The organism is Sneathiella aquimaris (assembly GCF_026409565.1).
In the GTDB taxonomy this organism is placed as follows: domain Bacteria; phylum Pseudomonadota; class Alphaproteobacteria; order Sneathiellales; family Sneathiellaceae; genus Sneathiella; species Sneathiella aquimaris.
The window spans coordinates 2,291,791-2,314,287 of sequence record NZ_CP112881.1 but is presented as its reverse complement, the minus strand read 5'-3'; the positions used below and the strand labels follow the sequence as shown (position 1 = coordinate 2,314,287).

The 22,497-nt window shown below is 47.9% G+C and carries 19 protein-coding genes; 9 read left to right on the top strand and 10 right to left on the bottom strand.

Going from position 1 to position 22,497, the window contains the following annotated elements:
- Window positions 1-4 precede the first annotated feature (4 nt).
- Both OIR97_RS10970 and OIR97_RS10965 read right to left on the bottom strand, forming a co-directional pair.
- Window positions 5-1,288, bottom strand: a complete 1,284-nt coding sequence (locus OIR97_RS10970) for an imelysin family protein (protein WP_169545667.1) — start codon at window positions 1,286-1,288, stop codon at window positions 5-7.
- 140 nt (window positions 1,289-1,428) lie between these two features.
- The gene (locus tag OIR97_RS10965; protein ID WP_169545666.1) at window positions 1,429-2,106 is read right to left on the bottom strand and encodes a helix-turn-helix transcriptional regulator; all 678 of its coding nucleotides are present in this window, start codon (window positions 2,104-2,106) and stop codon (window positions 1,429-1,431) included.
- A gap of 86 nt (window positions 2,107-2,192) precedes the next feature.
- Here OIR97_RS10965 and OIR97_RS10960 point away from each other — a divergent pair, with 86 nt between their 5' ends.
- The gene (locus tag OIR97_RS10960; protein ID WP_169545665.1) at window positions 2,193-2,831 is read left to right on the top strand and encodes a hypothetical protein; all 639 of its coding nucleotides are present in this window, start codon (window positions 2,193-2,195) and stop codon (window positions 2,829-2,831) included.
- A 187-nt stretch (window positions 2,832-3,018) separates the two neighbouring features.
- Window positions 3,019-5,895 carry an ATP-binding protein gene (locus OIR97_RS10955; RefSeq protein WP_169545664.1) on the top strand — a complete coding sequence of 959 codons (2,877 nt, stop codon included), beginning with the start codon at window positions 3,019-3,021 and terminating at the stop codon, window positions 5,893-5,895.
- A gap of 38 nt (window positions 5,896-5,933) precedes the next feature.
- On the opposite strand, the gene OIR97_RS10950 is transcribed toward OIR97_RS10955, so the two are convergent.
- The 5 genes from OIR97_RS10950 to OIR97_RS10930 form a co-directional block, all read right to left on the bottom strand.
- Window positions 5,934-9,179 (bottom strand): error-prone DNA polymerase, encoded by a 3,246-nt coding sequence (locus OIR97_RS10950; RefSeq protein WP_169545663.1) that lies wholly within the window; start codon window positions 9,177-9,179, stop codon window positions 5,934-5,936.
- The gene (locus tag OIR97_RS10945; RefSeq protein WP_169545662.1) at window positions 9,179-10,777 is read right to left on the bottom strand and encodes a Y-family DNA polymerase; all 1,599 of its coding nucleotides are present in this window, start codon (window positions 10,775-10,777) and stop codon (window positions 9,179-9,181) included. The genes OIR97_RS10950 and OIR97_RS10945 overlap by 1 nt, the downstream gene beginning before the upstream one ends.
- Entirely contained in the window at window positions 10,668-11,513 is an 846-nt protein-coding gene (locus OIR97_RS10940) for an ImuA family protein (protein ID WP_169545661.1), read from the bottom strand. The genes OIR97_RS10945 and OIR97_RS10940 overlap by 110 nt, the downstream gene beginning before the upstream one ends.
- A gap of 266 nt (window positions 11,514-11,779) precedes the next feature.
- The gene (locus OIR97_RS10935) at window positions 11,780-13,036 is read right to left on the bottom strand and encodes an MFS transporter (RefSeq protein ID WP_169545660.1); all 1,257 of its coding nucleotides are present in this window, start codon (window positions 13,034-13,036) and stop codon (window positions 11,780-11,782) included.
- Between the two features lie 88 nt (window positions 13,037-13,124).
- Window positions 13,125-14,015: a LysR substrate-binding domain-containing protein gene (locus OIR97_RS10930; RefSeq protein ID WP_169545659.1), complete on the bottom strand. Its 891-nt coding sequence runs from the start codon at window positions 14,013-14,015 to the stop codon at window positions 13,125-13,127.
- Window positions 14,016-14,157: 142 nt separating this feature from the next.
- Here OIR97_RS10930 and OIR97_RS10925 point away from each other — a divergent pair, with 142 nt between their 5' ends.
- Genes OIR97_RS10925 through OIR97_RS10915 form a run of 3 tightly spaced genes read left to right on the top strand, consistent with a single transcriptional unit; the run spans window position 14,158 to window position 16,838 of the window.
- Window positions 14,158-15,018, top strand: coding sequence for a TauD/TfdA dioxygenase family protein (locus OIR97_RS10925; RefSeq protein WP_169545658.1), 861 nt, complete (start codon window positions 14,158-14,160; stop codon window positions 15,016-15,018).
- Between the two features lie 20 nt (window positions 15,019-15,038).
- Window positions 15,039-15,998, top strand: coding sequence for a hypothetical protein (locus OIR97_RS10920; protein ID WP_169545657.1), 960 nt, complete (start codon window positions 15,039-15,041; stop codon window positions 15,996-15,998).
- 60 nt (window positions 15,999-16,058) lie between these two features.
- On the top strand, window positions 16,059-16,838 hold the full coding sequence (locus OIR97_RS10915; protein ID WP_169545656.1) for a glucose 1-dehydrogenase: 780 nt from the start codon (window positions 16,059-16,061) through the stop codon (window positions 16,836-16,838).
- Here the strand turns inward: OIR97_RS10915 and OIR97_RS10910 are convergent.
- The gene (locus OIR97_RS10910) at window positions 16,835-17,746 is read right to left on the bottom strand and encodes a LysR family transcriptional regulator (protein ID WP_169545655.1); all 912 of its coding nucleotides are present in this window, start codon (window positions 17,744-17,746) and stop codon (window positions 16,835-16,837) included. The genes OIR97_RS10915 and OIR97_RS10910 overlap by 4 nt on opposite strands.
- A gap of 111 nt (window positions 17,747-17,857) precedes the next feature.
- Here OIR97_RS10910 and OIR97_RS10905 point away from each other — a divergent pair, with 111 nt between their 5' ends.
- From OIR97_RS10905 to OIR97_RS10895, 3 genes are read left to right on the top strand one after another with little or no spacing between them, the layout of a single operon-like run.
- Complete coding sequence (locus tag OIR97_RS10905) at window positions 17,858-18,703, top strand: pirin family protein (RefSeq protein ID WP_169545654.1); 846 nt, start codon at window positions 17,858-17,860, stop codon at window positions 18,701-18,703.
- Between the two features lie 11 nt (window positions 18,704-18,714).
- On the top strand, window positions 18,715-19,692 hold the full coding sequence (locus OIR97_RS10900; RefSeq protein WP_169545653.1) for a glutathione S-transferase family protein: 978 nt from the start codon (window positions 18,715-18,717) through the stop codon (window positions 19,690-19,692).
- A 17-nt stretch (window positions 19,693-19,709) separates the two neighbouring features.
- Window positions 19,710-19,955 (top strand): CDGSH iron-sulfur domain-containing protein, encoded by a 246-nt coding sequence (locus OIR97_RS10895; RefSeq protein ID WP_169545652.1) that lies wholly within the window; start codon window positions 19,710-19,712, stop codon window positions 19,953-19,955.
- 37 nt (window positions 19,956-19,992) lie between these two features.
- On the opposite strand, the gene OIR97_RS10890 is transcribed toward OIR97_RS10895, so the two are convergent.
- Window positions 19,993-20,880 carry a LysR family transcriptional regulator gene (locus OIR97_RS10890; RefSeq protein WP_169545651.1) on the bottom strand — a complete coding sequence of 296 codons (888 nt, stop codon included), beginning with the start codon at window positions 20,878-20,880 and terminating at the stop codon, window positions 19,993-19,995.
- A gap of 265 nt (window positions 20,881-21,145) precedes the next feature.
- Here OIR97_RS10890 and OIR97_RS10885 point away from each other — a divergent pair, with 265 nt between their 5' ends.
- Window positions 21,146-22,195, top strand: coding sequence for an alcohol dehydrogenase (locus OIR97_RS10885; protein WP_169545650.1), 1,050 nt, complete (start codon window positions 21,146-21,148; stop codon window positions 22,193-22,195).
- A 74-nt stretch (window positions 22,196-22,269) separates the two neighbouring features.
- Here OIR97_RS10885 and OIR97_RS10880 read toward each other — a convergent pair whose 3' ends face one another.
- A complete protein-coding gene (locus OIR97_RS10880; RefSeq protein ID WP_169545649.1) occupies window positions 22,270-22,491 on the bottom strand; it encodes a hypothetical protein in 222 nt (73 codons plus the stop codon).
- Between the last annotated feature and the right edge of the window lie 6 nt (window positions 22,492-22,497).

Sequence of the window (22,497 nt, the reverse complement as noted above, 5' to 3'; positions counted from 1 at the left end):
GATATTATTGGAAAACAGAGGAAGGTTTATCCAGACTATCGGAGCCTTCAATTTCAATGGCTTTTAACCCTAATGTTGATACAGCCCGCTCGATGGATCGGGTCTGATCAATCAAACCATCAATCGCAGCTTGAACAACAGCATTTCCAGCGGCATTTCCTTCACCGATCATTTGATCATAGGCTTCGATGCTTTCGGCGCGGGATTTTAACCGGGCCATGGCGGAGACGGTTTGGTCCAGTTTTTCCAAAAGGTCGGCATTCACGGTTGCATCCTGAGCCTTTACCAGATCAGCAACAGAGGCACCTGAAACAACGCGGCCATCGATGCGCTTATAATGTCCGGTATAGACGTTGCGAATGCCAATCTGATCGAAATAGTGGGAATTATGGGTGTTGTCGGAAAAACAATCATGTTCTTCTTCCGGATCTCCCAGTAATAACCCAAGCTTCATGCGTTCACCCGCAAGTTCGCCATAGGAAAGAGACCCCATTCCGGTAAATATAATGGCAATTCCGGCGTCGTGATTATTTAATAGATGCGCCCGCGCTGCACCATTTTCTGACCAGTTGCCCTGCATTTCTTCCAGGTCATTTATCAACAATGTCGTGGCAGATGTTAGATATTGAATGCGCCGTTCACAATTTCCGCCAGTACAGTTTTCAAGGTCAAAATCCGTTGCCGGGCGGGCACCTGCGCCAGCGCCTGTACCATTAGTATCCTGTCCCCATAATAAAAACTCGATCGCGTGATACCCGGTTGCGACATTCGCTTCTACCTCTTCAGCTTCGTGCAGTGTCTCTGCCAGAAATTGCGGGGTTATCAGGGAGGCATCTATCCTTTTTCCGTTGACGGAAAGTATTTTATTGGCGATCACATTCACTGTGTAAAGCTGGTTGGAGTCCGCTTCGGTTCCATAAGATTGATCCACATAATCGATTAATCCTTCATCCAAAGGCCATGCATTAACGCGACCCTCCCAGTCGTCAACAATCGGGTTACCAAAACGATAGGCTTCACTTTGCTGATAAGGCATCCGCGCCGTAATCCAGGCCGCCTTAGCGGCGTTGAGGGTTGCACTGGACGGATTTGCAATAAGGGCGTGAATGCTGGCCTCCAATGCCTTGGCCGTAGTCACGCTGTCTTCAAAAATGGCATGCGCAATATTTGAATAGGTTTCTAACACGGCGTCTTTAGAGACCGGATCGGCGGTAGCTGAATTAGTGGCCATAAACAAACCAGCTGAAATCGCCAATAGCGAGTGTTTTGTTTTGCGAAGTGAAAACATGGATATCCCGTTGGAAAGTAATCAATGTGGAGAAAGGCATCGCCAAAAGCAGCAGATACCCTATTGAGGGCACCTTATTACTAATAAGAATGATTATCAATATCAAAAATGAACTTTTTTAAAACTGATCTTTTGGTGGCTTACCACAAACGCAAATAATCGTTGAACGTCCGCCCCGGAGTGGGGTGAAACAGCGTTTCCAGCCGTGTAAGCTCTTGAATTAAGTCCACCCGAAAATTCCGGAAATCCTGTTTGTTTTCACACCAAGCGCACAGAAGCCATGCGTCGTCAAAAAACGTTAATCCCAAAGGCCAAACTGTTCTTCGACTATGAACGCCTTTGAGGGATTTGTAGTGAAGGTCCAGTTTGTTTCTGTTCCTAAGGGCTGTACGGATGTCAGTAAGATATGAAAACTGTTGGGGTTTTTCCTCTTTTTCTCGGGAGTAAGCCCAAAAGGGATCATTTTCGAATTGGCCTTTCATTTGCTCGGGAAGGGCGTCTGCTATTTTCGCAGACGCACTTTTTGCTGCGTTGCTCAGGTTGTCGTCTGAGCGGGCGGTCACCAGATGGATGCCCAGTGACAGCGCATCCAGCTCGTCTGTATCGAAATGCAGGGGTGGTAGAAAATAGCCTTTTTCGATCTGATATCCAAGACCGCTTTCGCCTCTAATCGGCGCGCCTAATTCCTGAAGTGTGGCGATATCTCTGTAAACGGTTCGTGTTGAGACCCCAAACTTCTGTCCGAGGCTTTGGGCCGAAATGGGCAGGCGCAAGGTACGAAGAAGATCCAGAATTTTAAAAAGTCTCGTTAAGCGCATATCCAATACTGACACAAATTGTCAGGGTGTACATCTATTAATTTTGGCACCGATTTATAACGATATCCATTATAGGAGACCCTTGGATGCTGAACAAAAATTTAACTGATTATTCCGTTTTTGGTTTTGCAAAATTTGAGATGAATGAAACCGCGACGACTGAGAAGATACTGGCTGCCTCTCTTCAATGGCAACGATCATTTCTGGCACCAATTGAAGGGGTTGGGTTTCATTCCCTGCTGTCCAATATGAAGGGCGGGTTTGCGGATATCATTTTTTTCGAAAACCAATCGGCTTTTGATCAAATGCACGAACAATATTCCGAAGCGGATAGTTCGCGGGCATTGTTGTCACTAATTAATCCGGAAAGCATTGTTCTTCGGTCTGGTAAGATCCTCCAAAACGGGTTTCAGCCCCCTGAAAAATTTGGATGTATCGAAGTTGGTTTTATGACTGTAGAAAACAAGAAACTCATTGGCCAGCGGCAGGTTTTGTCTCAATCAGAACGAATGGAAAGCGCGTATTTGTCTCAAACCTCCAATACACTCAGTCATGTAATTGGGCAAACAAGCGAAGTTGATTTTTGTGAGATTACCTTCGGTCATTCGTTGGCGGAAACCAGAGAAGTTTGTTTTGGATATTTGAAAAATGATCAGTGCCTCGGCTTTCTTCAGCTGTTTGATGAAAAACACAGTGAATTCGATTTTTGGGTTCCTGTCGCCTGATCATTTTTGCCGCCTTGCACTATGCCTTTGATCGGGCCGGTGCAAGGTGTAGAACGGATCTGAGACGTTTTTCGATATTTTGCTAAATTAACGTTATCGTAATTAAGAAAAAATAAAATAAACGAGCAAAATTTCTATTTTAATCAACTTTGATTGGCACTTTGCGACACCCTTGGGAGGGTTGATTGTGACGGTATCCGAGATCCCCGAATATGAAGAACAGCGTTTGGAGGTTCTCCAGGAATTGGGATTGCTGGATACTATTCACGAGGAAGGGTTTGATCGCTTAACAAGATTAGCAAAAACATATTTTGATGTCCCTATTGTCCTTGTCAGCCTTGTAGATGAAAACCGCCTTTGGTTCAAATCCTGTCAGGGAATTGATGTGCAGCAGGTTGGACGTGCAGGTTCACTGTGTGCAGAAGCCATTTTGAGTGACGACATTCTTTATGTGCACGATACAGAACTGGATCCACGTTTCAAGGGTAGAAGATTTGTTTTAGGATCGTCAGAAATACGCTTTTATGCCGGCTATCCGTTGCAAGTGGGCGGGGGACTGACTGTCGGGACACTTTGTTTGATGGATACGAAGCCTCGCACGTTTACAAGTGACGAATTTATTGCTCTCAACGATTTTGGTGCCAGCGTTGAACAGCAGCTTCACCAGTCCAGATTACAAAATGATGCAAAGTTTCTTGTCTCGCAAACGTCACGGTTGAATACGCTTCTGGATACAATTGCAGATGGTATTGTTACCGTTGGTGACCAGGGAGAAATCGAAAGTTTCAATGTTAGAGTTGGCAAGATATTCGGGTATGAGACATATGAATTGGAAACCATGAATTTCAATCAGCTGATGCCGGATCTGGGGCATGGCGGTTGGAATGGATTTATCGAAATATTTTTTGGTGAAACACGACAGAATGAACGGGAAGCCCTTAATGAATTAAGGGGCCGCCGCAAGGATGGCACTTTATTTCCTATGGACCTTGTGGTTCGCAAAATGGAAGTGGACGGAAGGCAGCTTTACACGGGCATCATTCGGGATGTAACACAAAGAAAAGCGGATGAAGACGCGCTGCGGTTTGGCCGTGAAATACTCGAAACAACAAAAGAAAATGTGCCTGTCGGCTTAACGGTTTTCAATGCAGATCTGGAACTGACCGTTGTGAACAAACTTGCCCAGAATATGCTTAACCTGCCCGGTGACATGCTTAGAGTTGGTGTCAGCTTTGAGGATTGCCTTGGGTACCTTGTCGGGCGGGAGGATTTTGGCAAGTTTGACGAACAGGATAGTTTTGACAAACAATTGGAATTTGCCGGCAACCCGCATGTGACAAGCTTTGTAAGTAATTTTGGAACGGATCATCAGATTGAGGTGTCGACGCGCCCGATGCCCGGTGGCGGTTTTGTTTCCACTTATATGGATATTACCGATCGACTGAGGGACGCTGAAAAACTGGAAAGCCTGTTGCTACAGGCCAATACCGCCAATCTGGCGAAAACAGATTTTTTATCAACGATCAGCCATGAAATCAGGACACCTTTAAACGGTGTTATCGGTGTCGCGCGTATGCTGGGGGATACGACGCTTGATGAAGAACAAAAGAGCATGCTGGATACCATTTTGCGATCCGGCAATGTGCTGCTTGATTTGATCAACGATGTTTTGGATATGAGTAAAATCGAGGCGGGCGGATTGCAGGTTGAATGTATTTCATTTGATTTATTGGAAGTTATCCAGACGGTAAAATCTCCCTTCGAATTTTTAGCGAGTGAAAAAAATATCCAGTTCAACACTGAAATTTCATCCAATATTGCTTCCCGATTCAAGTCTGATCCAACCCGTATCCGTCAGATCATAATGAATTTGTTGAGTAACGCCTTTAAATTTACAGAGGTAGGTTATGTGACGTTGAGCGTTTCTGTCGAACCGGGAGGGGACGAAAACAGGCAAAACATACAGATACTTGTTTCAGATACGGGTGTGGGTATTCCTGCCAATCGGCAATCTGCAATTTTTGACTCTTTTTCTCAGGTCGATAATTCGGTTGCCCGGAAATTTGGAGGAACAGGTTTAGGCCTGACAATTATAAAAAAACTAATTGGAATATTGGGTGGGAAAATCCGCCTTGAAAGTAAAGAAGGAGAAGGGAGCAGGTTTTATGTCCTGCTTCCCTTGGAAATCTGTAAGGAGGGGCCGGCTGCATTAGAACGGGGTGATGTGGGACTGGCAGACATGCTTTCCAGACCGGATACGGCGCTAATTACGCCGCTTCATATTCTGATTGCCGAAGACAATGATGTTAATTTGGCGATTTTGGAAGCCTCTTTAACAAAGCTGGGACATAGTTTTGAGGCGACAGAAAATGGGAAGGTTGCTGTTGAAAAAATGGCATCCGGTCATTTCGATCTCATTCTGATGGACGTTCATATGCCTGAAATGGATGGAATTGAAGCAACCAAGAAGATACGGGCCCAAAAGAAGGGCGCGCATATTCCGATTGTGGGCTTAACGGCAGAAGCCTTCGCTGAACGCCATGCTTTGTTCCGCGAAATTGGAATGGATGGCGTTCTGACAAAGCCTTTTACAGAAAAACAGTTGAACGATATCATTTCGCGAAACAGGCGCGATACTGCGGGCGCATCAGTCCAGCAGGATGAGATCGAGAGCGACCGCACCGTCGATGATATGGGAGCCCCTGAATTGTTCGAAGCAACGTTGCGAGATCCGATCGGAAGTGATGAGAATATGAGTGACTTTCAAGGACAGCTTGGGACGGATGTTGTGTCGGTACTCCTTGAGAAGGCACCAAACTCTATAAATAATGAGCTTGTTAGCCTCAAGGAAGGTCTATCTAGTCGTGACACCGAGCGGGTGGGAAGAGCGGCCCATACGATTAAAGGGGTGGCGAGTTCTCTTTGTGCCGTACGTCTGGCCAATCAGGCACAACTTATAGAAGGACGGCCCGATGACTGGGCTGAAATATCTGGCTCCTTACCGTCTTTTGAGAGGACCATTCAGGAAACGGTCCATTGGTGGGGTAGCACGAAAGAGGTTTGAGGCTTTTCTGAAGGTCCGTCTTTGGGGTTCTTCAGGCGTTAATGAAAATTGCGTCCTTTCGGCATGACGTTTGACGATCGAGGATGGCGCCACAGATTTGGCTTTTCCAGGCTTTTCTTCATGTCGGATTGCTGGATGTTGCCTTCTTCGGTCAATGTGGCTAGTTGTGCACTCATATCGTTGATTTGATCGGCTATGATATGAATTACATTCTGTTCCATTTGAAGCTCTCCTCTAATCAGCAGGAGGCGGCTTGAAAGGACAATGCGACGATATTGTTCAAATTTCTTCGGCCATATAATGACATTTGAGGTGCCTGTTTCATCTTCCAATGTCATAAAGATTACGCCTGCCGCCGTTCCGGGGCGCTGACGGACCAGAACCAACCCGGCGATCTGTATTTTTTGGCCGGATTTACAATGCGGTAAATCAGATGCTTTTAAGACCCTTCGTTGATCAAAAAGGGGGCGCAGGAAAGAAACCGGATGCGCCTTTAAAGAAAGACGCAGGCTTGCGTAATCTTCGACCACATGTTGTCCAAGAGGCATTGTAGGAAGCTGCATTTCCACTTCATTCTGGAGTTCAGAAGCCGCATCATGAGCGGCCGCAAACAAGGGAAGTTCTTCCAACGCCGCGCGCCGTCCTGAATAACCGCCCAGCCCTTTAACAGCCCAAAGCGCTTCTCGTCGGTCCAGACCAATGGAACGAAACGCATCGGCATGGGCCAGATCTTCCAGAGATTTCATATCAATCCCTGTACGAAAATATAAATCCCGTACGCTGTCATAACCGGTTGCGCGTTGTTCTGTTATGGTGAGGGCTGCGGCTTTTTTAAGGCCGCTAATCTGACGGAACCCTAAACGCAGTGCGTGATATCTGTCGCCACGACCCGGTGTTTCCAGCGTGTAATCCCAATCGCTTTCGTTGATATCGACAGGCAGCGCCTTGCCGCCATGGCTTAAAAAATCCCGGACAATACTGGAGGCGGAATAAAACCCCATTGGTTGTGAATTTAACAGGGCTGCGGCGAATATATCGGGGTAATGACATTTAAGCCAGGCTGATGCATAGGCTAGCAAGGCGAAACTTGCTGAATGACTTTCAGGAAAGCCATAGTCGCTAAACCCCTCAATCTGTTTGAAGCACAGTTCGGCAAAGTGCGGATCATATCGCTTATTGATCATGCCATTGATAAACCGTTCCCGAAAGTTGCCAATATCGCCTGTTTTTTTGAAGGTTGCCATAGCCCGGCGAAGCTGATCTGCCTCAGATGCAGTGAAGCCTGCACCGACCATCGCAATCTTCATGGCCTGTTCCTGAAATAACGGAACGCCTTTTGTTTTCTCAAGGACCGCTTTTAATTCTTCTGATGGATACTCAACCGGTTCCAGCCCCTGCCGGCGGCGCAAGTAGGGATGCACCATTTCCCCCTGGATTGGCCCGGGTCGGACAATGGCAATTTCGATAACCAGATCATAGAAGTTTTCAGGTCGTAATCTGGGAAGCATGGACATCTGGGCCCGGCTTTCGATCTGAAAAACACCGACGGTATCAGCCTTTTGGATCATTTTGTAGGTTGGTGGGTCATCCCTTGGAATATGGGCAAGTTGCATGGGCTTATGATAGTGCTGTTCCAGTAAATCGAAGGATTTTCGAAGGCAGGTGAGCATTCCCAGTGATAAAACATCGATTTTCAGGATACCAAGGGCATCCAGATCATCCTTATCCCATTCAACAACGGTTCTGTTCTCCATCGCAGCATTGGAGATGGGGGATAGTTCATCCAAAGGACCACGGGTAATGACAAACCCCCCGACATGCTGTGATAGATGCCGGGGAAAGCCGATCAACAGCTGTGTGAGTTTCAAAATCTGGTTTAACGTGGGATCAGAAGCGGCAAGTCCGCTTTCTGTAACCTGATGGTCCTGAATACCGGACGAGCTGCGTCCCCAGACGCTTGCGGCTAATGAACTGACCGCATCGTCCGACAACCCCATGGCTTTGCCAACTTCACGGACGGCACTACGAGACCGATAGGTGATGACAGTGGCCGCCAGTCCTGCCCGGTGCCGCCCGTATTTGGCATAAATATACTGAATGACCTCTTCGCGCCGTTCATGTTCAAAATCGACATCAATATCAGGAGGCTCATCGCGCTCCGCCGAGATGAAACGTTCAAAAAGAAGATCAATTTCGGCAGGATTGACGGCCGTAATGCCAAGGCAGTAACAGATCGTGGAATTCGCGGCGGACCCGCGCCCCTGACACAGGATGGGCGGTGTTAAGGAACGGGCGTATCGAACAATGTCATGGACCGTCAGAAAGTAAGGCGCGTATTTTAACTGATCAATCAGCGTCAATTCATATTTAATGGCTTGTTTTACTTTTTCAGGAATGCCATCAGGAAACCGTTCTTTCGCACCAATCCAGCTTAACCGCGATAATTCTGCCTGCGGGGTCAGACTTTCGCCGTTCGGCTCTTCCGGATACTGATACGCCAATTCATCCATTGAAAAGGTGCATTTTTCAGCAATCAAGTGACTGCGCTGAACAGCCGCTTCAAATCCGGAAAACAGCCGATACATTTCTGAAGCTTTTTTGAGATATCTCTCGGCATTTGCCTGCAGCCGAAAACCGGCCTGCTGAATTGTGCAATGATTTCGGATGCAGGTCAGAACATCCTGCAAGGGGCGCCGGTTTGGAATGTGATACAGAATGTCATTTGTTGCGACCATGGGGCAATTATACTGATCAGATAATGTGGATAGATGTTCCAGCCTTTCCTGGTCTTTCCCGGAGAATAACCGCGATAAGGAGAGGCTGGCTTGTTCAGGAAACAGGGTGCAAAATTCTGACAGCTGTTCTTCAAATACTGGTGTCAGGATAGCAGGGGGCATGACCACAAAAACCTGATCTTTAGAGAAATGTGCAAGATCAGATAAAAATAAATGACATTCTCCTTTATTCGCCCTGCGGTTTCCAAGGGTTAGGAGGCGGGTCAGTCGGCTATAGGCTCCTTTGTTCTTTGGAAAACACAGGCATTCAAAACCGTTCATGAAAACCAGCCGAACTCCGACAATCAGCCGTATCCCCATATCTTTAGCGGCAATATGAGCCCGAACAATGCCTGCCAATGTATTGCGGTCCGTTATGGCAAGCGCCGTATGTCCAAGAGTTGCGGCGGTCAGAACCAGTTCGTGTGGATGGGAGCCGCCCCTTAGAAAACTGAAATTGCTGGTGACCGCCAGCTCAACATAGCGGGCAGCGTCGGGGGAAATTGTCATTATGGAAACAGCCCTTGCATATACCAGCGGGGGCGATCGTCTGTTCGTTCATACAGGCCATCCCTGTATAACCAGAAACGATGCCCCAAGGCATTTTCAACACGATAATAATCGCGTGTTTTGAACCCGGAGAGAGGGTTTCCAACATCCCACCATTCTGGCGCCAGACGTTCTGGTCCTTCGGCGCGGGTAATATGATGATGCAGGCGGCGCCACTTGAACTGAAGGGGTGGGCCATCCGGGACTTCTGCAATAACAGTGATAGGTTCCGCCGGGGAAAACAGCAGAAAAGGACGTGGGGAGTGCGGTGGCTCCCAGGCGGGTGATTTTTTCTGTGACGACAGGGTTGTGACCGGGCAAGAGCGAACGGATTTTTCGGGAATATAACTTTCAAAAGGAATAAAACGGGTAATGCGGTTGAAGCCCAGACGGTTTCCAAAGCGATCCAAAAGTGTGGCAAGATCGGTTTCTACATCAACCGGGGATGTTGTTGTTGAAGCCGAAAGCGAGGATTGTTGATCTGGCATAAATTCGGTTTTCAAGGCTGACATGCAGATCAGGTCAATACCGAAACCGGTATCCAGCTCGTCATGAAGGATCGCAATTTTTTCCCGAAAGAGCAGGGTAATATGGTCCGCTTCCTGACACAGGCTGCTCGTTTGAACGCTTAGTGTTTCCAGATGTCCATCCACGCGAAAAATCAAAACATTCAGCAGCCGAGCGCCTTCCTGACGCGCTTTTAAAAGCTCTTCAATCTGGCGGGCTAAAATTTCAATGGTGGCCTCCACAGCCGCTAGATGCTGGACAGGTTCGACCAACGGATGCCGCACTGTATAGGTGGGGGGAACAGAAAGTGGATTGAACGTTTCAGGCGTGGCCCCTGTTGCCTGTTGCAGATGCCGTATAAGATCAGGGCCAAACCGGCTGGTGAGCGGAGCGTGCGGGGCCCTGATCAGGTGACCAATTTTCCGTAATCCCAGTTGATTAAGGCGCTGTATCTGAGCTTTTGGTAGCCTTAAGGCGCCAAGCGGCAAGGGGGATAAAAAAGCAATATGATTCCCCGATTGGACAAGGGTCTGGTTTTCTCGTCCATAACGCGCAGCGGCCCATGCCGCACCGATGGTATCGGCGGCCCCTGTTTTACAGGTTAATCCAAAATCTGACAGACGATTTTCGATTTCCAGAAACATGGCTTTTTCGCCCCCAAAAAGGTGGGCACATCCGGTAATATCCAGAGCAAAGCCATCAGGCGGATGGAGGGTCACCAAAGGGCTGTAGCGCAGACACCATAAAGTCAGACGATGCAGCGCTGAAAGGTCGTCTTCTGGTGTGGCCTGGCGTGTTTCAAGCGCCGGGTACAGGGCCCGCGCATCTGTTAAGGACATATCAGGATGTACGCCCATTTTCTCGGCCGTCTCATTGACGGCTGTAATTTGAACGGTGTTCCCAACCTGCGTGGTGAAGGCAAAGGGGGAAAGGCCGGCTGTTTTATCGGAACGCGCTGATCTTGTAGATGTCGGCCTCTGTGCTTGCGGGGAGGTCAGGTGCTGTCGTTCGGTCGGCCAACGGGGCAGCCAAACGGAAAGAAAACGTCTCATGATCCCATTCCAGTTCCCAAAGATTGGGACGGCCCCGTTTGCAACGGGTGAGTGCCACCTGCCAGCGCGGGCGGGAAAATCCGGGCATTTTTGCATTGGTAAAAAAAAAGGGCTGGCTGGGGCGGGTTGCGATGGACCAGCGGGTTGCGGCTGCGGTTGCCCCGCGGCCTTTCAAATGGTGGTTGGCCAAATGGTGACGGATCAGAAATAATGTTCCCTGATGACGGGCGGCCCTTAAAGAAAGGCGCCGGCTCGCTGTAAAATCATATAATTTTTCAGGCTGATTCAGGGCGGCAATCAATAAGGGGCACGCGGGGCAGGAAAGGGCTTCTTCCAGAACCCACAGCATCTCTCGTTCATTCTGAACATCAATATGCAGGATTTTATCCGGTGAAAGACCAAGGGCGGGCAATCCAGGCGGAAAGAGCCGGGGCGGGTGATCCAGTCCCCGCCCCAGGCTACACCAAAGCACAGGAAGGTTGTGTGCTTTGGAAAGGCGCTCTACCAATCCTGCGGCAAATCCAAGGGCTGCCGGAAAATCCGTATGGTTCTGAGGAACTATTTCATGAATAACCCCATGTTCTAACCCGGCATCTGGCAAAGCATCATCAAGGGCAGATAATCCCAAAGAGGTTGTTGCCGGGCTTTTTTCCTTTTTTTGCGCATCAGAACAGCGTTCAAGAGCGCGCAGGCTCTTTTTTAGGTCTGTTTTTTGATGCTGTGAAAAAGGGGGCATTAAAATCTTTCTTCTGTTTTGGTGTTTGTTCTGGGTAATAATAAAATAGAACAAAAAGAGAACATTTCAAGAAAAAAGAACAGGTGAACGGTTAGGATTTTCCGTAGAAAGAGGATTTTTTTTGTTAAAAATCGTGACAATATAAGGGGTGTAGGCTTGCCTGTAATTTCTCAAAAAAACAGGAGGCGTGTCGGTAAGATCACCCTTTTTGCAGAAACCCAGAACAGGACGCAATAATATGCGCCCCTGTTCTGGCTGGTTGCAGGTTAGCCGGGCTGTAATGTCAGGCGAGACCGCCACAAAACGAATGTCATAATGCCAATATTGAGCAAATTCCAGCCAATGCCGTTAATGAACGCTGCCCGGTAGGATTGCGTCAGATCATAAATCAGGCCAGACAGCCATCCACCAAGAGCCATCCCTGCGACCGTCGCCAGAATAACCAGCCCTACACGCTGTCCAGCTTCGTGGGCCGGTAAATATTCACGGACAATGATGGCGTAACTTGGGACAATCCCCCCTTGGGACAGGCCAAAAATGAAAGAAATGATATATAGGGCCATTAACCCATCAAATGGCATATAAAGGATCAGGCCGATACACTGTAGAACGGATCCAAGAAGGAGGGTTTTGATACCACCAAATAAATCTGCGAGGAATCCTGACGCAAGGCGGCTTACAATACCACCGGCGAGCATCAGGGAAAGCATTTCCGCACCTCGCTCAATCCCATATCCCAGATCATCAGAATAGGCCACGATATGAACCTGAGGCATTGACATGGCAACGCAACACCCAATCCCCGCAATAACCAGCAAACCTTGTAACATATTCGGTTGAAGGTCGGTTTTCCCCCTCATGGTTTGAGTGGGCTGGTCTGCGGCACTGGCAGTAGGGATCTTTGAAGGAACCTTTCTTCTTAACATCATCGCCAATGGCAGCATTGTTGCCAACAGAATAATGGAAACGAGGCTATACGCCTCTCGCCAGCCCTCTGTTGCAACGATATCCTTTATAAATAATGGCCAAAAACAGCCGGCAAAATAATTGCCGCTGGCCGCTGTTGCGATTGCGATCCCCAGTCTTTTAAAAAACCAGTGGGAAATATCTGACATCAGGGGGCCAAACAGGGTCGAGGTTCCCAGGCCAATCATCGTGCCCTGAATGACCGAGAACAACCAGAAACTACTGACCACCGTAGACAGGTAAAAACCGCCAGAGATTAACAGGCAGGACAGCAAGAGCGGGATGAAAATACCAAATCGATCCACCAGTCTTCCAACAATCAGGTTTCCAAGACCAAAACCGATCATCACAGCCGTAAAGGCAAGGGAGGCTTCCCCTCTGTTAATTCCGAATTCGTCCTGGACCTGAGGAAGAATGACAATGATCGACCACATCCCGCCACTACCAAGGGTCGCAAGCAAGACAGACACAAACAAACGGACCCATGAATACCGGCTATCCAGATAGTCTGTTGATGAAACCCCCTGTTGAGAGGCTGTACTGAAGGAAGGTGGCATTGGCAGGGACCAATTCAGAAGGAGGATAAAAAGAGATAAGCAGGCCCGATATTAGGCTCCCCTTTTTACAAGAGCAATCCCCCCGCCGTCACATTTGATTTGTTTTACTGTTCAAAATCCAGTGATGAAAGGCCTGCAAGGACGGATGATGGGCCTTGTCCGGTGGGTAGGTCAGGTAAAAGGGGCACAGCATCCGGGCTGTATCTTTCATGAAAGGAACCAGCAGACCAGAACTGAGTTCGGGTTGGATCAGGCTTTTGATGGCAATGACAATCCCCATTCCCTGAACAGCCGCAGCAATCGCCATGGGAAGGTCATGAAATTCCGGGTCATCGCGCAACAGGACCGGATCATAGTCAATATCCATATGGCGAAACCAGTTTACCCAGTCTGTTTGCCGTGTCCTTACTTTCAGTCGGGGAAGGGTTATTAAGCTTTGTACTGTTGCAGGGTGAGCGTCAGCAAATTTGGGATGACAGACCGGTATCAATTCGTCGTCATGAATTTTGTCCCAGATCATCGTTGTATCATCAGGTGGCCTGACCCGGATCGCAGCGTCGATATCGTCCTGATTGCTGCGCGGTGCCGTAAGAACGGTTTTTATGTGAATGGTGTGTTCGGGGTTCTCATTTTTGAATTCAGCCCAATTTGGAATAAGCCAGCGCTGGGCGACAGATGGAAACGCTGCGATGGTAAAACTGTTCCTCCAGTCTCCCGTCACTTCCGCTGTGGCAATTGCAATATCGTCAAGGGCTGGTGTCAAGCGTAACAGATATCGCTTTCCCGATTGTGTCAGACGGATATGGCTTGCGCCTCTGTGAAACAGGAGAACCCCTAAAAAATCTTCCAGAGATTTTACAAGACTGCTGATTGCGGCGGCTGTAACTCCCAATTCGCTGGCCGCAACAGAGAAACTCTGATGGCGGGCCGCAGCTTCGAAGGAGCGAACCTGGTTGAGCGGGGGAAGTTTACGTTGCATTGATAATCCACAAGTATTTTAATGGAAGCATAACATTTTCTTACCCTTGAGCAAGAATTAGTCGTTTGATCGATTTGATTTCACCTCATAAATTAAAAGAAGACTGATTTTGTATTTCATAAAGCGGTCTGAAGGTGAGACGATGCACGATTATCTGTTTAGTACTGAAAGACTTGGTCCAGTGGCAGGCGCCTTAGTTGGGGGAATTGACTTGGCGACTCCTTTTGATCAACAATTGAAGGACGCAGTTAATCGTGCATTTCTCCGCCATAAACTGTTGGTATTTAAAAATCAGAACCTGTCTGAGCCGGAACAAATTCAATTTTCCAAACAGTTTGGGTCTTTGGAAATACATGTTATTTCCCAGTTTAATCACCCGCTGTATCCCGAAATTTTCAGATTGAGCAATCGAAAAGATGCCAATGGAAATCCACTCGGGGCGGCGGATGGAGGGTCTTATTGGCATTCTGACTTGTCCTATAACGAGTGTCCGGCCAAGGCGACAATTCTACATGCAAAAGAAATTCCGGACATTAGGGCCGATACAGAATTTGTTGATATGCAGGCGGCCTTTGAGGCGTTACCGGATAATTTGCGGGAGAAAATTAAGGACCGATTTGCCATCCATGCTTACCGGTCGAATAAATCAAAGGATAAAGGTACATCAGTAACGCTATCAAAAACCCAACTGGCCGCAACACCAGAGGTCGTTCATCCTATCGTGCGAACGCATCCTGAAACGGGCACCCGATCAATCTTTTCTTTTCCTGGAATTGTACAAAAAATAAAGGGCCTTACTGAAAAAGAGGGCCAACCGATCCTTGACGCCCTGTATGAGCATTGTCTGCAAGACAGGTTCAAATTTAGCCTAAATTGGGAAAAGGGGGATATGGCGATGTGGGATAATCGTTGCCTGATGCACCGGGCAACGACGCGAACCCTACCACCAGATGCCTATCGTGTGATTAACAGAACAACTGTTTCTGGAGATAAACCTTATTAATTTTTTGACGGATAATAATAATGAAACCACAAGTCAAATTACGCAGTGATCAATTTCTTACCAAGCCAGTCGCTATGGAGCCGGCTTTTGATAATCCGGAAGGAATAGAAAAGCTTATTCGCAAAGGCGGCCCTTATAAAACACTGGCTGCCGTTCACAGAAATGTAGGAGAGACGACAGGGGGGTGGTTCCGAAATTTCTGGGCGCTGGGTGGTAAAGTTGTTTTTAAGGGGGCGGAGCCGTATTTCAATAACCAGCGTTTTATCGATGCCGCAAAAGAAACCTACAGGGCGGAGGTCATTCGACCGGTTGCCATGATGACAAATCTGAATTTGCCAGCGGCAGGGGCGCCGTTTCATCTGGACCTGCCATTTTATCGGGGCGCTGAAAATAAAGAAGTTCCCAGCTGGATGCTGACGCCCATGCGGTACTCCAACCTGTTTCAGGATTGGGCAATTCCCATCGCGTCCGCCGTTACCTGGTTTTATGAGGGCGAAGGGGGTGAGTTTGAATATTGGCCGGATGGGTTGGATCATCCGTCCTTGACTGAAAGCCCACCATTTACCAACCGATGTGTACTGGCCGATAACGAATATATGTTCCATCGAGTGGGCGCTATCGGACCCGCGTCAGAGCATGGAAAATATGATGATATTCGCTACGACGCTTTGCTGGAATTGGGACCGGATGATCAGTGGCATGTAAAAGAGGGCGGGGAAACGCGGGCGTCATTCGATTATGGACAGGTGCGGATCTCAATTCTTTGGAAAGCCCATTGCTTTAAAGATGAACGGCTGGCTGCGATTTATGACGATCATTCGGACGATCTGACGGCGGAAAGAGTTCGAGATATTTTCTCTGCGGATTTGAAGCGCCGTGGCATTGATTTCCGCGAACCGGGTGATTTCGCGACAGATCTGGCATGGAAAAAAGTCATCACAGAAAACTACGCTCCGCCTGAAGGTGGTCAGCGCTATTGATTGTTTTCAAGCGGAATTGATTCTACTCTCTTCTGAACACAGAATAAATAAGGGGAGAGTATGGGACGGTTAAATCAGAAAGTAGCCCTTATAACGGGCGGTGCCGGTGGGATTGGTCTGGCGACAGCAAAATTGTTTCAGGCTGAAGGCGCAAAGATTGTCGTCACGGACAAAAATGCAGAGGCTGGAAAGGCTGCATTAAACGCGCTGGAAGCAGGTGCCATGTTCTTGTCGCATGATGTGACGTCACCAGATGCATGGAAGTCTGTTTTCGAACAGACTATCGAACAATTTGGCCGGATCGATATACTTGTGAATAATGCTGGATTGCTGAAAACCGCTCCTACGCAAACGCTTATGACGACGGACCTCGCCCATTGGAGGGCCGTGAATAGTGTGAATGTGGAAGGCGTCTTTCTGGGATGTCAGACGGCGGTCAGGCATATGAAGGAAAAGGGCGGTGTGATCGTTAATATCGCGTCCGTGGCGGCAAACCAATCGACACCAAACCTGATTTCCTATGGCGCCTCAAAAGCCGCGGTCGCTCATCTTACCAAATCTGTCGCCAGTCATTGTTTATACCAAGGTTACCCCATCCGGTGTAATTCGGTTCATCCAAACCCGATCAAAACGGCCATGGGGGATGAATTGATGAGCCAAATGGGCGGTGGCGATCCCGTCGCAGGCTGGCGTGAATTTGAGAAGGTGAAAGGTTATGGCGGCGCTGGAGAGCCCGATGATGTCGCCCGTTCTATTCTGTTTTTGTCCTCCGATGAAGCCCGCCATACAAATGGGGCGGAATTGATGGTAGACGGTGGAATGGCGATCCGGGTCAGCTAGGGAATAGCGGCATCCCAATAGGGTTCCGGGCCAAAATAATCGACCAGAAAGTCTATAAATTGTCGGACGCGTGCGGATAAAAAGCGGGTTTGTGGGTAAACGGCAAATGCCCCTAATTCCAAATATTCATACTCTTGAAGGACAGGGATCAAGGATCCTGCCTGAATGTCCTTCCAGACAATAAAGGTTGGCCCAAAAACCAGACCGCAGCCTTCAACAGCAGCTTGCCTTAAAAAGTCTCCGTTGTTGGCAGTCATGATTGTTTTACCTTTAATTTCATGACGGTTGCCATCTCCATCCATCAGAAAATGCGTTAAGCCCGTTGGACTGGAATATTTGAGTAAGGAGTGGTTTTTTAAATCGTGAAAGCTTTCAGGAACCCCGTGCTTTTCAAGATATGAAGGACTGGCACTCAAAGTGTGGCGAATAGTCGTGAGCTTACGGGCAACGAGGGACGAGTCTGCTAGATCAGCAATCCTAAGCGCCAGATCGAACCCTTCCTCCACCAAGTCAACCTGTCGGTCTGCAAAATTCAGATCAATGTCCAGTTCAGGATGCAACTCAGAGAATTTAATGACCGCTTTTGACAGATGCATCAGACCAAAAGATAACGGCACCGCAACTTTAAGGGTTCCTGATAATTCTGTGGTGCGCTGTTGCATTGAATTGGATAATTCATCCATATCGGACAGTATGACCTGAGATTGACGGTAAAACCGCCTCCCGGCCTCCGTCAGGCTGGATTTGCGAGTGGTTCTGTTCAGCAGCTGGACGCCAAGACGGTCTTCCAGATTCATAAGGCGCCGACTGACAGCCGATTTCGCAATATTCAGCTGGTAGGCGGTTTCTGTAATGCTGCCCGTGTCCGCAATGCGGATGAACAGTGACATATCTTCAAATTGTCCCATTTTATTGTTCTAAAATATAGAACAGTATTTTTCAATATCTTATATTTATTCTGATTATAAGAAATATTATGTTTATCGCATCCCTTGGCATCGGTTGGAGATAGACGAACCATGAAAAAACAGACACGCAGGCTCATTTATCAATCAGAAGGCATCCCGGCCTCTGACGGTGATGGTGTCAAATTGACCCGGATTATTGGATCACCGGAACTTGAAATGCTGGACCCTTTCCTACTGCTGGACGTTTTTGAAAGCGATCAACCAGATGATTATATTGGCGGGTTCCCATCCCATCCGCATCGGGGTTTTGAGACAGTCACATATCTTCTCGCTGGAAAAATGCGCCACAAGGACAATGCAGGCAATGAAGGTGTGATAGTTCCGGGCGGCGTTCAGTGGATGACTGCCGGGCGCGGGATTGTTCATTCTGAAATGCCTGAACAGGAAAATGGCCTGTTAAAAGGGTTTCAACTCTGGGTCAACTTACCTGCATCGAAAAAGATGACAGCCCCAGGGTATCAGGAGTTCCCGCCAGAAAGTATTCCGCTGGTGACCCTTGAGAATGGCGGAACGGTCCGCCTGGTAGCAGGTGAGCTTGCTGACCATACGGTTGGGCCCGTCACCAACGAAAATACAACCCCCACTTTTATGGATGTTACGTTGCCTGCAGGCGAGACTTTTAAACAGTTCATTAAGGCCGATCATTCTGCCTTTATCTTCGTGATTGAAGGGCGTGCCCTGGTGGGAGAGCAGAAGGCGCCCCTAATTAAAGGCACGCTTGGCATTCTGAGTGATACTGGAGACGCAGTCGTTCAAGCTTCTGACACCGGTGCCCGTTTTCTGATTGTTGCCGCGAAGTCGATAAAAGAGCCTGTCGCCAGAGGCGGCCCTTTTGTGATGAATACGCGAGCCGAGGTCATGCAGGCCTTTCATGATTATCAGTCAAATAAATTTTAGGAGCGACGAATATGGGTTTACTTCAGGAAGGTGTTTGGGTCGATCAGTGGTATGACACAAAATCCAGCAAAGGTCGGTTTGTTCGAAAACAGTCTGCTTTCAGAAACTGGGTGACGCCTGATGGGACTGCAGGCCCCAGCGGTGAGAGCGGGTTTAAAGCTGAGGCTGACCGCTACCATTTATATATCTCACATGCGTGTCCTTGGGCGCACCGGACCGTTATTTTCAGAGCCTTGAAAGGCCTGGAAAAGATGATCAGCCTTTCCGTCGTACATTGGTATATGGCAGAAAATGGCTGGACTTTTAAGGAAGCAGAAGGTGTCGTGCAGGATCCGATCCACCGTGCAGAATTCTTGCATCAGGTGTATACAGCAGCCGATCCGAAATATTCTGGTCGGGTTACGGTTCCTATTCTGTGGGACAAAAAGTTGAATACAATTGTGTCCAATGAATCCTCTGAAATCATTCGGATGTTTAATTCGGCCTTTGACCAGGTTGGTGCTTTGGAAGGTGATTATTATCCGGAAGATCTTCGATCTGAAATCGATGCCATTAACGAACGGATTTATGAAACCCTGAATAATGGTGTTTACCGGTCCGGTTTTGCAACAACGCAGGAAGCCTATGATGAAGCGGTCGTTCCGTTATTTGAAACACTGGATTGGGTAGAGGAAAAACTCTCCAGGCAAAGGTATCTGACCGGTGATCGCCTGACCGAAGCCGACTGGCGTTTGTTTACGACACTCGTGCGATTTGATCCGGTTTATGTCGGACATTTTAAATGTAACCTGAAGCGTATTGCCGACTATCCCAATTTGTCCAATTATCTGCGGGATCTTTATCAACGTCCAAATATTGCCCAAACGGTTCATATGGACCATATCAAAAAGCATTATTACGAAAGTCATGATACAATCAACCCAACGCGGGTAGTGCCAATGGGACCGTTGATGGATTTGAGTGCCCGCCATAACCGCGAAAAAATATAAAATTTCTGGAGTGTGCGATGAGTGAACCATTAGTAGCAGGAACGGCCCCGGCAGTCGTTGATGTAAAAAAAGGAAAGACCTATTTTTGGTGTGCTTGTGGTCGTTCAAGCAAGCAACCTTTTTGCGATGGCTCTCACAGTGGAACCGAGTTTACACCCGTTCAATATGAAGCCAAAAAAGATGGTTTTGCTTATTTTTGCACTTGCAAGAAGACGTCGAAGCAACCCTTGTGCGATGGCACTCACAAGGAATTAAGAAAGTGAAATTTAAAGAAAAGGGCCGCTATTTCAGCGGCCTTTTTCATATCAGTGATTTAGCGAAATTTATAAGCTTTTTGGTCAGCTCTGAATTGGGGCCATCTGTGTAAGAGCCCGTAAAAATGAGGGGCGCCGGTGTCCAGTCGCATGTCAGTCGGATCAAGGAGCCTTTTGCAACTTCCTGATCCGTATAATGTTCAGGCAATATTCCGATACCAACGCCTTGCTTGGCAAGCTCCATGGTGGCAACAAACGAATTACACGGGAAAAGGGTCAACTGATCGAGACGGTTCTTTTTCAAATGCCCCGATACTTCCAGATACTGTTGAGAGAGTTTGGCGCCGGTAATCAACGGGTATTTTTTCAGATCAACAAGATTATAGGGGAGGTCATTGCGTAATCCGGTGGAGGGTGCGGCGACCCAGGATTGTTTATAGGTGGCAAAATCCAGATTATTGATCCGATGGTCCTGAACAGGTCCCATCAGGAACGCAACATCCAGTGATTTTTTTTCAAGTCCAATTTGCAGGTTACGGGAAGCATCCACATGAAGCTGTATTTGGACATTTGGAAAAACTGTTGAAAGACTTTCCCAAAATTCAGGAAACCAGGTTGCGACGGCATATTCGGTAATTCCCATTTGAATACGACCAGAACTGGATACATCTCCTTGCACAATGACGGGAAGTTGCTCTGCTGTTGCAATTATGTTTTCTGCATAGGGGCGAAGGGCTTCTCCGGCTGGTGTAATCTGTATGTTGCCTGTATCGCGGTCGAACAAACGGGCACCCAAAACTTCCTCAAGCTTGGCAATACGCGAGGAAATGGCTGGCTGTGTCGTGTTCATTTTTTCCGCAGTTTTGTTAAAACTTGCCAGTGTTGCGACCCATAAAAAGGTTCTCAACTGTGTAATACTAAGATTTTCAGCCATACAATGCTCTGCCTGTTGTTCGATTGCTTATTCAGCTTGTGTGTTCGATAAGGTGTATGGGGGCCATACAAGAGAAAACGCTTACTGGCATTCTTGTAAAAGAAAACCAGAAATTAGAAACAGATTAAGCTACTGAATTCTCCCTGAAACGATCGGGAGATGGAACTAGGTCTTTCCCTCAAATGTTGTATTGGGTATGCTGACAACAAGAAGAAAAAAAAGTCGGAATGATTCTTATCTGACATTATAAAAAAGGGCAATAATAATGAAAAGCTATCAATTCGAGGAATATGGCGAAGAACTGGTTGAAAATGTAGCCGCAGAGCCGTCTGTCGCCGGGGGACAGGTTCTTATAAAAATTTCAGCTTGTGGAGTTTGCCATAGTGATATCCATATTTGGGAGGGATATTTCGGCCTTGGAGGAGACAAGAAACTAGATATTAAAGGGAAGCGCAAACTCCCTTTTACTCTTGGACATGAAATTGTAGGAGAGGTTGTTGCGGTTGGTCCCGATGTGACGTCCGTCAAGGTTGGCGAGCAACATGTTGTCTATCCGTGGATCGGTTGTGATGAATGTCCAACTTGCGACGCCGGGAACGGTCATCTGTGTAATCGCCCGCGGGCACTGGGCGTTGATGTGGACGGCGGATATAGCGATCATTTGCTTGTGCCACATGAAAAATATCTTCTGGATTATGGTGATCTTCCTAAAGAACTTGCTTGTACCTACACCTGTTCGGGTTTGACCGCGTATAGCGCGATTAAAAAGGTAAAACCTTTGGCTGATAATGGCACATTGATGATCATTGGTTGTGGCGGTGTCGGGCTGGCGGGTATGGCCATTGTCAAATCAGTGACCAACGCAAAAGTATATGTTGCCGATATTGATCCAGAGAAACGCCAGGCAGGCCTTGATGCCGGTGCAGAAGCAGCGTTTGATCCAAATGACCGGGATCAGTTCAAGGAAATCATGCGCCTGACAGATGGCGGCGTCAATGCGGCCATTGATTTTGTGGGTGCAGAAAGCAGTGCCCGATTTGGCGCCAGCATTCTGGCAAAAGCAGGCAGATTGGTGATCGTCGGTTTGTTCGGTGGGAATTTTTCTCTTCCGCTTCCCATGTTTCCCATTAAGGCAATCGGGATTGAAGGTTCCATGGTCGGAAGCCTTGCCGAGATGCATGAATTAATGGAGCTTGCCAAAGCGGGCAAATTGAATGCCCTTACTTTGGATGAACGCCCAATGAACGAAGCGTATAATGCGCTGACAGATCTTCAAAAAGGAAATGTCGTAGGGCGTGTTGTGCTTAAGAACTGATCGAAAGCTGGTGTTTCTTCCCCGAAACCCACCTGATCGAATAAAAAAGCGGACTTGGAAACAGGGCCGCTTTTTTAGTGAATAGGACCTTTATATTCCATCTGGATCAGTTCTTTGACAACGCGCAGCAGATGCAGGCAAGCGTTTAGCTCGTCTTCTGCGCCTAGCTGACGAAGGCTGTTTGCCTCGTCGTCCAGAAGCTCAACAGCGTTTTCTCCTTGGTGCATGATCATGTAATGGGCCGTGCTGTATAGATCGACAGCAGACTCTGGCTGAAATTCAACAACATTCATCATGATACC

Bases quoted from the DNA above. Each gene is read 5' to 3' on its own strand.
- OIR97_RS10970 (WP_169545667.1), bottom strand. From the start codon at position 1,288: ATGTTTTCACTTCGCAAAACAAAACACTCGCTATTGGCGATTTCAGCT.
- OIR97_RS10965 (WP_169545666.1), bottom strand. From the start codon at position 2,106: ATGCGCTTAACGAGACTTTTTAAAATTCTGGATCTTCTTCGTACCTTG.
- OIR97_RS10960 (WP_169545665.1), top strand. From the start codon at position 2,193: ATGCTGAACAAAAATTTAACTGATTATTCCGTTTTTGGTTTTGCAAAA.
- OIR97_RS10950 (WP_169545663.1), bottom strand. From the start codon at position 9,179: ATGACAATTTCCCCCGACGCTGCCCGCTATGTTGAGCTGGCGGTCACC.
- OIR97_RS10945 (WP_169545662.1), bottom strand. From the start codon at position 10,777: ATGAGACGTTTTCTTTCCGTTTGGCTGCCCCGTTGGCCGACCGAACGA.
- OIR97_RS10940 (WP_169545661.1), bottom strand. From the start codon at position 11,513: ATGCCCCCTTTTTCACAGCATCAAAAAACAGACCTAAAAAAGAGCCTG.
- OIR97_RS10935 (WP_169545660.1), bottom strand. From the start codon at position 13,036: ATGCCACCTTCCTTCAGTACAGCCTCTCAACAGGGGGTTTCATCAACA.
- OIR97_RS10930 (WP_169545659.1), bottom strand. From the start codon at position 14,015: ATGCAACGTAAACTTCCCCCGCTCAACCAGGTTCGCTCCTTCGAAGCT.
- OIR97_RS10925 (WP_169545658.1), top strand. From the start codon at position 14,158: ATGCACGATTATCTGTTTAGTACTGAAAGACTTGGTCCAGTGGCAGGC.
- OIR97_RS10920 (WP_169545657.1), top strand. From the start codon at position 15,039: ATGAAACCACAAGTCAAATTACGCAGTGATCAATTTCTTACCAAGCCA.
- OIR97_RS10915 (WP_169545656.1), top strand. From the start codon at position 16,059: ATGGGACGGTTAAATCAGAAAGTAGCCCTTATAACGGGCGGTGCCGGT.
- OIR97_RS10910 (WP_169545655.1), bottom strand. From the start codon at position 17,746: ATGGGACAATTTGAAGATATGTCACTGTTCATCCGCATTGCGGACACG.
- OIR97_RS10905 (WP_169545654.1), top strand. From the start codon at position 17,858: ATGAAAAAACAGACACGCAGGCTCATTTATCAATCAGAAGGCATCCCG.
- OIR97_RS10900 (WP_169545653.1), top strand. From the start codon at position 18,715: ATGGGTTTACTTCAGGAAGGTGTTTGGGTCGATCAGTGGTATGACACA.
- OIR97_RS10895 (WP_169545652.1), top strand. From the start codon at position 19,710: ATGAGTGAACCATTAGTAGCAGGAACGGCCCCGGCAGTCGTTGATGTA.
- OIR97_RS10890 (WP_169545651.1), bottom strand. From the start codon at position 20,880: ATGGCTGAAAATCTTAGTATTACACAGTTGAGAACCTTTTTATGGGTC.
- OIR97_RS10885 (WP_169545650.1), top strand. From the start codon at position 21,146: ATGAAAAGCTATCAATTCGAGGAATATGGCGAAGAACTGGTTGAAAAT.
- OIR97_RS10880 (WP_169545649.1), bottom strand. From the start codon at position 22,491: ATGATGAATGTTGTTGAATTTCAGCCAGAGTCTGCTGTCGATCTATAC.